Origin of the sequence: Pseudoalteromonas sp. Cn5-37, from assembly GCF_021532495.1 — a bacterium.
GTDB classification, from domain to species: Bacteria; Pseudomonadota; Gammaproteobacteria; order Enterobacterales; family Alteromonadaceae; genus Pseudoalteromonas; species Pseudoalteromonas simplex.
In genome coordinates this window covers 21,307-30,997 of sequence record NZ_JAKGBA010000033.1, presented here as the reverse complement: position 1 = coordinate 30,997, position 9,691 = coordinate 21,307, and the positions used below count along the sequence as shown (strand labels likewise).

The 9,691-nt window shown below is 40.0% G+C and carries 8 protein-coding genes; 1 reads left to right on the top strand and 7 read right to left on the bottom strand.

The genetic code is table 11. From position 1 onward, the window contains the following. A partial coding sequence (ltrA, locus tag L1266_RS19870) for a group II intron reverse transcriptase/maturase (protein ID WP_235378211.1) occupies positions 1-1,301 on the top strand: 1,301 nt, incomplete at its 5' end. A 355-nt stretch (positions 1,302-1,656) separates the two neighbouring features. Here ltrA and L1266_RS19865 read toward each other — a convergent pair. From L1266_RS19865 to L1266_RS19835, 7 genes are all read right to left on the bottom strand, one after another. Continuing rightward, positions 1,657-3,903, bottom strand: a complete 2,247-nt coding sequence (locus L1266_RS19865; RefSeq protein ID WP_235378210.1) for a hypothetical protein — start codon at positions 3,901-3,903, stop codon at positions 1,657-1,659. 13 nt (positions 3,904-3,916) lie between these two features. Then, positions 3,917-4,522: a PilW family protein gene (locus tag L1266_RS19860; protein WP_138599177.1), complete on the bottom strand. Its 606-nt coding sequence runs from the start codon at positions 4,520-4,522 to the stop codon at positions 3,917-3,919. After that, complete coding sequence (locus L1266_RS19855; protein ID WP_138599176.1) at positions 4,519-4,935, bottom strand: type IV pilus modification PilV family protein; 417 nt, start codon at positions 4,933-4,935, stop codon at positions 4,519-4,521. Before L1266_RS19855 ends, L1266_RS19860 begins: the two co-directional genes overlap by 4 nt. Next, on the bottom strand, positions 4,919-5,380 hold the full coding sequence (locus L1266_RS19850; protein ID WP_171041539.1) for a pilus assembly FimT family protein: 462 nt from the start codon (positions 5,378-5,380) through the stop codon (positions 4,919-4,921). Before L1266_RS19850 ends, L1266_RS19855 begins: the two co-directional genes overlap by 17 nt. Continuing rightward, positions 5,374-5,706, bottom strand: coding sequence for a type IV pilin protein (locus L1266_RS19845; protein WP_171041538.1), 333 nt, complete (start codon positions 5,704-5,706; stop codon positions 5,374-5,376). Before L1266_RS19845 ends, L1266_RS19850 begins: the two co-directional genes overlap by 7 nt. Positions 5,707-6,217: 511 nt before the next feature. Next, entirely contained in the window at positions 6,218-6,865 is a 648-nt protein-coding gene (locus L1266_RS19840; protein ID WP_235378209.1) for a PAS domain-containing protein, read from the bottom strand. A gap of 387 nt (positions 6,866-7,252) precedes the next feature. Next, positions 7,253-9,688 (bottom strand): PKD domain-containing protein, encoded by a 2,436-nt coding sequence (locus tag L1266_RS19835; RefSeq protein ID WP_235378208.1) that lies wholly within the window; start codon positions 9,686-9,688, stop codon positions 7,253-7,255. Positions 9,689-9,691 lie beyond the last annotated feature (3 nt).

The window sequence follows — 9,691 nt, the reverse complement described above, 5'->3', positions numbered from 1 at the left end:
ATTCGGCAAAACTTCTTGCTGTTAAGCGAGTATCACAAAACAAAGGCAGTAAAACGCCCGGAATAGACGGCGTCATCTGGAATACGGATACGCGCCGCATGAAAGCAGTCAATCAATTGAGCAGAAAGGCTTATCAAGCCAAACCGCTCAAGCGTATCTACATCCCTAAGAAAAACGGCAAGCTCAGACCTTTGGGTATCCCGTGCATGGTCGATAGAGCGCTACAAGCGCTTCACCTTCTTGCACTAGAGCCTGTGTCAGAAACACTTGCTGACCCAAATAGCTACGGCTTTCGGCGCAATAGAAGCACTGCTGATGCTATTGCTCAGTGTTTTCTCTGTTTGAGTAAAAAGCAATCCGCGCAATGGGTTCTTGAGGGAGATATCAAAGCCTGTTTCGACAAGATTGGGCATCAATGGCTTATGAATAATATAGCTGTAGATAAACGAATGTTGGAACAATGGTTAAAGTCTGGTTTTATGGACAAAGGGCTGTTCTATCGCACTGACGAGGGAACACCACAAGGCGGGATCATATCTCCAACCTTGATGCTGATGACTCTTGCAGGTCTTGAGCAACGCATAAAGTCCACCGCACTTAAAAATGGGGCGAGAGCCAACTTTATAGGATACGCCGATGATTTCGTCGTCACTTGCACTTCAAAGGACGTGCTGGAGAACGATATCAAACCGTTGATTGCTGACTTCTTAGCACACAGAGGCTTAACGCTCTCCGAAGAGAAAACGCACATTACTCACATTAGCCGTGGTTTTGACTTCCTAGGCTTTAACCATAGGAAGTACAAAGGAAAACTGCTCATTAAACCGAGCAAATCTAACACGTTAATATTTCTGAGTAACTTGCGCGAACTCATTAAAAAGCACGCAACTACCCCCGTTAACGATCTAATCAAGTTGATAAATCCGAAACTCAGGGGCTGGTCGAATTACTATCGACATTGCGTTGCCAAACAAGTATTCGGATATGTGAGTCACAAACTATTTCTAGCGTTATGGCATTGGGCTAAAAGGCGTCATCCAACAAAATCAAAAACTTGGATCGCCATGAAGTACTTTATCAACCGTCGAGGCCAATGGCAATTTCACGGTTGGCAGAAGAGCATGAATATGGATTGTCAGTTTACTCTATTTCAAATAGCTAAGGTGCCAATAGAGAGACATGTGAAAATCAGGAGTGAAGCTACGCCTTTTGATCCTTTATACCAAGAATACTTGGCAAAGAGAAAAGCAAAGAGACAATGCCGCAACTCTTGGAATGAGCCTAATCTCGCTGCTCTATAAGTTGCTGGGTATCAATTAGGTGCCTTCGTGAAGGCTTGAGCCGTATGCAGTGAAAGTTGCACGTACGGTTCTTAGGAGGGCGACACTTGGTAACAGGTGTCGTCTATCCGACAAAAATGAGTTAAACGCAGATTCTTCTTGGGATAATAGAAGAGAGGCACTTATTGATACTTTAATTGCCTTTTAAAACCCACTTTCCTAATAAAAACTGATTAAATCGTGCCCCTTAACATTTGATACTAAACTCGACGAAATTTGTAAGAAGTAGCCATGATACCAATGCTCTTAAGCTGAGGCCCTGAGAATAATTTATATAGTGCTTTAGTTTTTCTGATATTTATTATAGTTCAGCTCGCTATAAATATCGTGTCCAGATTGGCGTATTGTATTTCAGTTGCCACCCACTTTCAGAGCTACCGCCGGTTTGAGTACTACAATCTTTTTGAAGCTGACCTTGCGACAAACCCTGTGTATTGACCTCTAAACCACCTGCTCCTACTGACACACTCGCCGGTGCATTCGAGCCAACAACTAAACCACCATTGATAAAAACCTTGGAACCCGAGGTCGTTACAGCTCCACCAAGTGTCACATGACCATCTATAACCCACCCTTGTACATTTAAACCTCCTTGCGAGATAATTGACGAATTAGCAAGTGCTAAACCAGTCTCTTCATCTCCTACCAATTTACCGTCAGGGGTGCATAAGTTTGTTGGCACAATTCCACCACTGCATAGCTCACTAGGATTAAAGTTTGGAGCTATGAGTTTTCCATGCCCTGAAGAGGCTAGCTCTAGATCTCCTGTTGTAACAAATGTATTTAGTAAATTTTTACCTACATTATTTACGGCATCATTACTGCCAACACCATTAATTTTTAACGACCTATCAAACCATGCAATTCCTGGCGGAAAAGAAGAAATTCCATTTAACTCCCAAATTTCGTTGTTTCGAAAACAATGCCCACTTCCCCATCCACATGAAAGAAAAGGCTGATCTCCAAAAAAACGAAGCTCATCTGTTTGGAGATCATAAACACCATCAAGGCTTGTTCCATCAGCTAAACTTACATTTTGAATCGTTAAATGACGTTTACCATCAACCTCCTCAAAAATATAGTTAGCTGAAGCCTTATAATCATCAGCAACCACTTTAGCTACTCTTGTGTCGCAATACGGCACCCCAGGCAAGCTAGAGTTAATTCCAGTCATTTTTTGGACTAGATTATTTAGCGTTGCATTACCTTGATAATCACCAATACTTAACTCTCCAGCAATTTGGCTCGGGTTAAGAATTTTAGGTAAGTTCCAACAATTTGAATCACTGCTACATCCACCTTTATTCGCTCGTAGATTACCACCACCAATCAGCGAACCGATATTACCAGTGCCTACGCTAAAATCACCATTTGAGAAAACATTTGTATAATTAGCGTCATATCCATCACTTACTATCTTTTGCCCCCATAGTTCTCCAACTGTAAGGGTGAAAATATCTATGTTTCCCCCGAGGACTCCAGTAGTGACGAACTGTATTACAGAAGGTAAAGAATCATCACCATCTAAAACCTCACTTGCAAACCCGCTCACAAATCCAGTTGAGTTCTCAATATTGGCATCGCTTAAGTCAACAAGTAATCGCCCACCAGAAGTCGTTTCAACCACAAATTTTAGATTCTTTGACGGTAATAAAACTCCTAAATCCTTCGATGATCCTGCGGCCCCAGCATCGTTAAGTAGCTTACCACCTATACCAGCCGTTCCAATCAAATTACCAGTATCATCCAGCACTTCTGCACTAAAAGCACCAGCTCGAAGGTATTCATAGACCCCTTTACCGCTATTACCAATATCAATATCACGCGCCCAAACGCCCACATGTTCAGGCGTTGACATGCTTTCAAGCGTAAAGCGACCACCGATATACAGGTTTGCATTACGTTTTATTCCCCCGCCATTCATATAAACATCACCGCTCACACAACCAGAAATACCACTTTTTGAAGAGTTTGTGAGAGTCAAGTTGCCTTCAACAGCGATATCTGAGAGAGCATCACCTGACAAGAAGTCTGTTCCACCTCCGGTTAAGTCAGTTGCTCCCCTGAGAACTGCTGTACGAACCATTGAACATGATTTTATTGGTGACTGCGTGCCCGTATGTTGAAGCTCAAAAACAGCTTCAATTGATGAGTTAGAGTAAGCTTTTGTCCCCTTTGCCGCTTCAGCATTCACTTCTGCATAAAGATATGTTTTATCATCCACTTCCTCTTTAAATAGGGAGAGATGAATATTTGGGTCACTGACGCTTGGCTTGAGTGTCAGTTGTGTTTGTCCAACTTCTGCTTTAAGTGGTAATGAATCAATTAATTCTTCCAATTGAGAGCTGTTAAGAGCATTTAAATACTTTTTTGTTAAATCTACTCCAACCCAAGCTTTTCGTTGGGCTAGTGTTTGCGCATGCATGGTTAAACTCTGATTTTGAGAACCTTGGATATAATGAAGTGAACCTAAAACAGCAATGGAAATTGACACTCCCACTAAGAGTAAAATAGTGATTGTCGCTGCACCACACTGACGCGACCTAACAGTAATTCTGTTCATACTATCCCTTGTATTATGAAACAAAGTTCAGCAAACATGTTGAGCTTTCAATTTGTCGTGCAACAGAGTTATGAAATACTAAAACCAGTTTTAAACGACCTGAAATATCTGTACTAAATGGATAGCAAGTTACTCTCTTAGCGATAATTGTAATAGGGGTGGCCTGCTCTGCTCCATACTGGGAAGGTAGAATAAGTCTTGAAGTAAGCTTTATATTTTGCATATCTAAGTCACATGATACTTGCCACAAACCACCTTCACCATCTGCCGATAACCCACGACATTGAGTACCATTAAAATCTTTACTTAGCCATAAAACAGTATCACCACTAGCAACAGAACCTTCAGATGTAGCCAAAGGAACAAAAGCACTGCTCTTGAAAATGCGTAAATGAGAACCATATGATGAATTCTCGATTCCAAAGCCTGCAGCTTGTAACATCATATTGGTGGATAATAAAGCTGAAACGCGCTCACCATCACTTCGAGAAGATTCAGAAGCTGGAACAACAACTTGGATAGTGTTTCTATATACCATCATCATTCCTATTAGTAGGAATGAGGAGATTAGCAAGCCAACTAGTAAACTAATTAAAGTGAAACCGCCTTGTTTCTTCATTTTATACTCGAACTTTCCGATATTCGAATAACGCCATCAGCTCCAAAAAATGCTTGTGATTCTTCGTCTCCATTCGTTGATAGCGTTAAAACATTTGTTTTTACAGATACATTGGCGCCATTAACACCAATAGTTACATCATTCTCATCACACCTTGCAACTAACTGAATATTCCCAACCCAACTGAGATTTCCAGGATTACTACAAAGAGTTACATCATTATGTTGTTGAAGGCGTTCGCGCATTTCCAATAGCGCTAAACTATATGTATTCATATAGCGTTGGCTCACTAAACCTCGACCTAAAACTTGTGCAATACCGAGAAATAAAATTGCCAAGATTAACATAGCGACCATCGCTTCGATCAAAGAGGACCCTCTTTGAAGCACTAATCCTTTAGTAAAAAGCCCCATTGTAAGAAACAGCTCCTTTATTGAGAGTAAACGTTAGATTATCACCAACCTGCTGATCATTTTTCAGTATTAAGCCTCGATTATTAATAAAAAATACCGTAAGGCGATTATTACTTCGAAGTAAAGAAACACCTTCAGGCCAGTCCCCCTGCCAAACGATATTTCCAGAACATAAGGAACCTTCAGGTTCTCTTACCTGAAGCACCCCATCTGCTAATTTAACGCATGCAGATGATGCTAAATCCCCCTGTGAATTTTGTGGGTTACGTAATGCCAATGCCTTGGCTTGACTATACCCATTCGCAAGTAAACTTCTTGCGTTATTAACTTGAGCTTCATATATCCAAGATTGAGTAAAAGGAACGACTACTAATACCAAAAAACCAATAATTGTTATTACTATCATCAGCTCAATGAGAGATAAACCCGATTGTTTTTTTACCAAGACTTCAACCCACCACAATTACCAGACAGTGTTCGTGAACCGGTGTTGGATAAAGTTAATACGCAATCAGAATTAGTTGCTTTGAGGAGGTATGAGTTTGCCGTCACACTCATATTAATAGTGTAATTTTTAGATGACTGATACCAATTTACATTATCAACTGTAGCACCTGAGTAACTCAATCGGCGTTGAAATCGGTTTTCTAAACTTACAGATAGTGCAACTAAGTCAGCTCCTGCTACATGTGCATGACTACGAAGAATATAATTTTGATATGCAGGAAATGCGATTGATGCAAGAATCGCTGTAATTGAAATTACAATCATAAGCTCAATAAGAGTGAAACCATCGCTCTTAAATGAGCATTTTTTATAAACGCAAGACATAAAAAGCCAAATCATATTAGAAATTGAGGTATAGTAATATTATTTAGAAATGGAGTAGCGCTACGAATGTAAAGAGGTAGCAGCGATTCTTGAACACTGTGTCTTAAAGCAACTTCTATAAAAAAATTGTGTAGTCATTGAACACCCATCCTTGGTTTAAAAAACATATTGCTTCCATTCCTTTATTAACTAAGAAAGTTAAAAGAAATAACAGCAAGGGATATAATTAGAGTTAAAACTCAAAACCAGCACTAAAGTACACCATTACTTACCTAAATTCAATACATAGAAAATATTATACTATTATATAAAATTTGGCACTCAAGACCTCTAACACAAACTTTTAGAGCATTTACGTTTACGCATTTTGGGGATACTAGTCATGCTTCTTTTTACATTAAAGATAAGTAAATAAAAAGGAGTAACACGCTACTCCCTTGTTCGGCAGCCCTTAACTAAAGGTTCGTTTTAAATTGACTAACGGCCTCAACCACTTCTTTTGCACCTGATAGGCATTCGATTCAACTTCATGTCGATCACAAAACATACTGTGGTGCTTTCCTAGAATTTGATTTTGAGAGTACCCCATGGCATTCAAAAAGTTATCATTAGCGTTGAGTATTACGCCATCTAGGCTAAATTCAATCACCGCAGAAGAACGACTGAGAGCAATAAGCATATCTTCCTTCTCTCTAGATTGAGATATAGTTCTTGTAAGTTCAGCTGAATACACGGCAAGTTCGCCATTTATTGGCTGTAAAATGCTTCTAAGCCACAGTTCACGACCTGTATTAGTTTGTAATTGTAAGGCGCCGTGCCAATGGTTTAACTTAATTATTGCCGAGAGTAATTTTTGTGTGTGGGGTTTTTTAATTGATTTTTTTAGGAGCAAATCATTTAGGGTTTTACCTATTAGATCATTTGCTTTGAAATCTAGCGCTGCTGCAAATCGTTCATTTACTTCAATAATGGTGCTATTTTTGTTCAGTAAAAAATACAACATCTCTTCTTTGAGCTCATGCTTTATATTTTCGTATTCTGCAACCTGCTCTTTTAAATAAATATTTTCAGATAAAAGTTTGCGATTAGTAAACCACATTAGGTATGTTCCTTTGGATTATGAACTCAAGATTTGAGTGATTTTATTATCATACAAATATAATAGCTTATTAAATAGTATATTAAGATGAATGGGTACAAAGAGAGGTTAGAAACTATGTAAGTTAGCTCCAAGCATAGTTTGCAAAGAGCTTATTTTCTGCTCAAGGATTATAAAAGATCACTTTTTCTATTTCAGAGCCTTAAATTATCGTTAGCAATACGCTTTTGCATTATCACAATGGAAAAGTATATTTGCGTACAATTCCCTCACTAGTATTATCAGAGTGAACTCTGAATGCGTTTGTTTGATTTGCGATATCGTCTAAAGGAACGTGGAAGGGGTAATATTAAGAAAGCGAACCCGAAGGTTCGCTTGTTTAAGTTTTTAATTTAGCTGGCCTTCTTCACACTCTTCCCACTCGTTGAAAAGACTGTCTTCATCGGCTGTGCGCCATATTTCGTATACATAAGTAATTTCTGGGATTTCTCTAATATTGAAAGAGAAATGGAAGCCTTCAGACTTATCATCATTACGAATACAAGGCACTGCAGGTACTACGGTTTGAAATGCTAAGCTTTCGCCTTGTTGAATAACACGTCCTTCATATAGGTTTTCAAAGCGAGGGGTAAGACTCGCAAGACCACCATTAATATGGCTCACCTTAACATTTTCAACTGTATACGCACTGTCCATAGCACTTAGCTCCCACTGCACATAGCCTTCTTCTAAGAATGGACGCGAGCTTGCACTAAAGCCATTTGCAAATGGTGGAATTGTTTCATACGGTAGTGGGTGCCATAAGCTTTCGCCATCTTCATTAATGCTTCGTAAGCGAACACCTTTCGCTTCTGATAATGGATCAACTTTAACAACAAAATCATATTGTGGTGCATCGTCTATTAAATCAGTCGCTGAATAACGGAATGTATAAGTACCTGGTTTGGTAAACACTTGACCGCGTGTGGCAGGACAATCAGCTTCATCAGGATAACTTGTGAATTCTCCACCTTCAGGCGTGCTAATTAACTCTTCATGGGTGAATACTTCGTCACCATCAGCATCAACCGTAACAGGGCGATGTAATAATGACATGCACGGTAAGATTTGATAGTAATCTTCACCTGGCTGTAGTCTTCCCCAACTACGTGCCCACACAACAGAACGAATTTCGGGCGCAGTATTGGTAAGTTTTGCAAGGCCATCATCTTCTGCATAAGTTTTTGCAAAAAGTCCGCGGTCATCTTCAACAATCAAGCGCGCAGTATATGAGCCTGGTACGTCAGTTACCACGCGAGCACGGCGATACTCTTGGGTTTCAGGTTCAATAACTGGCTCAATAACCGCGTTACTGCCATCTGGACGATCAACAAGTTCCCAATGGAATGTCATTGGATCATCATTTGGGTCTTCACTTGATGCATCGAATACGAGTGCATCACCTACAATCACTGATTTAGATTGAGCATCTACACCGCGTGTTGAAGGCTGCCCATTAACATTACCAATTTTAGCTTCCATTGTTGCATTGGTTGTTAGTTGATTAACACCATCAGATACAACCATTCGTACTTTATACATGCCTTCAACATCAAGCTTTTGGATCTTTTTGCCCATTGGCTTCCAAGAACCAATATCAACTAACTCAACAGTACTTGTTTCTGGCTTTTCTATAAGTTCCGCACTGATTATTTGCAGTGCTTCACCTTCTGGATCATAGCCTGAAAAATTAAACTCAGCGCGTAAACCAACTTCTTGTTCACCAATACTATAAGAAGGGAAATAGCCTGTTGCGAGTAACTCGCCAACGGGTGCTTTGTTTTCATTAGACTCAGGATCTTTCTCTACAGTTACAAGAACTTCACGCTCTTCGCTTTTTCTTGCACCATCAAACACAAACAGTACCAATGAATACTCTCCCGCTGCAGCTGGCGTAAAAGTAAGTGTATCTGTTGTTCTTCCTGTTAATTCAGGTAATGGAATAGCATCAGGTTCAACAGGAGTGTAAGCCCATTTCCAACGGTATTGTAAAGACGCTCCTTCAGGGTCATTACTTTGTGATGCATCAAGCGTGACTGTTTGCCCAAGCTTAATCGTCACATCATCAGCAATCGCAACAGGTGGAGCATTACCTGATGAAACAGTTACGGTAACCGTTTTTGGTTCACTGGCAATATTTCCGTAATAAACAACTAACTCTAGTTTGTAATCTCCAGCTACATCAACAAATAGAGTAGCTAAACTAAGTGTTTCATTGCTTAAATAACCCGCACTCTCAGCCGGTTTTTCAACAATCTTCCATTGATAATCTAAACTGCCTGTCTCGCCTGTTGGAGGTAAACTAGCACTTGCATCTAGGCCGACACTCGTTGTGCCCAAACTTACACTGTATACAGGCTCAGTGATTGCTGTCGGATATGGTGATGTTGCATTAAAAGTAATGCGTGTTGCTTCACTGTTATTAACACCATCATTAACAATAAGACTAATGACATATTCACCAGGAAGATCAGCCACAAAATCGGTGCTAAGACTATCGTTACTGGTTAAAGCCGCTTCACTTTGTTCTGGGCGAGAAATAAGTTGCCATTGATAACTAAGTTCTTTGTTATCTGCGCTACTACTTTGATCAGCACTTAGTTGAATTTGTACTGCACCATCTTTAAGTGAAAACGTTGTTTGTTCTGTACTGCTAGTGATAACAGCCGTCGGTTTTTGTTCAACAACAACAGGGGTGCTATCGTCGTTACCACCACCTCCACCACAAGCGGTTAGCGCTAAAGCTAGCCCTATAGCGGTGAATGTATGTAGCATCAATTTCATCGG

Bases quoted from the DNA above. Each gene is read 5' to 3' on its own strand.
- L1266_RS19865 (WP_235378210.1), bottom strand. From the start codon at position 3,903: ATGAACAGAATTACTGTTAGGTCGCGTCAGTGTGGTGCAGCGACAATC.
- L1266_RS19860 (WP_138599177.1), bottom strand. From the start codon at position 4,522: ATGAAGAAACAAGGCGGTTTCACTTTAATTAGTTTACTAGTTGGCTTG.
- L1266_RS19855 (WP_138599176.1), bottom strand. From the start codon at position 4,935: ATGGGGCTTTTTACTAAAGGATTAGTGCTTCAAAGAGGGTCCTCTTTG.
- L1266_RS19845 (WP_171041538.1), bottom strand. From the start codon at position 5,706: ATGATTGTAATTTCAATTACAGCGATTCTTGCATCAATCGCATTTCCT.
- L1266_RS19840 (WP_235378209.1), bottom strand. From the start codon at position 6,865: ATGTGGTTTACTAATCGCAAACTTTTATCTGAAAATATTTATTTAAAA.
- L1266_RS19835 (WP_235378208.1), bottom strand. From the start codon at position 9,688: ATGAAATTGATGCTACATACATTCACCGCTATAGGGCTAGCTTTAGCG.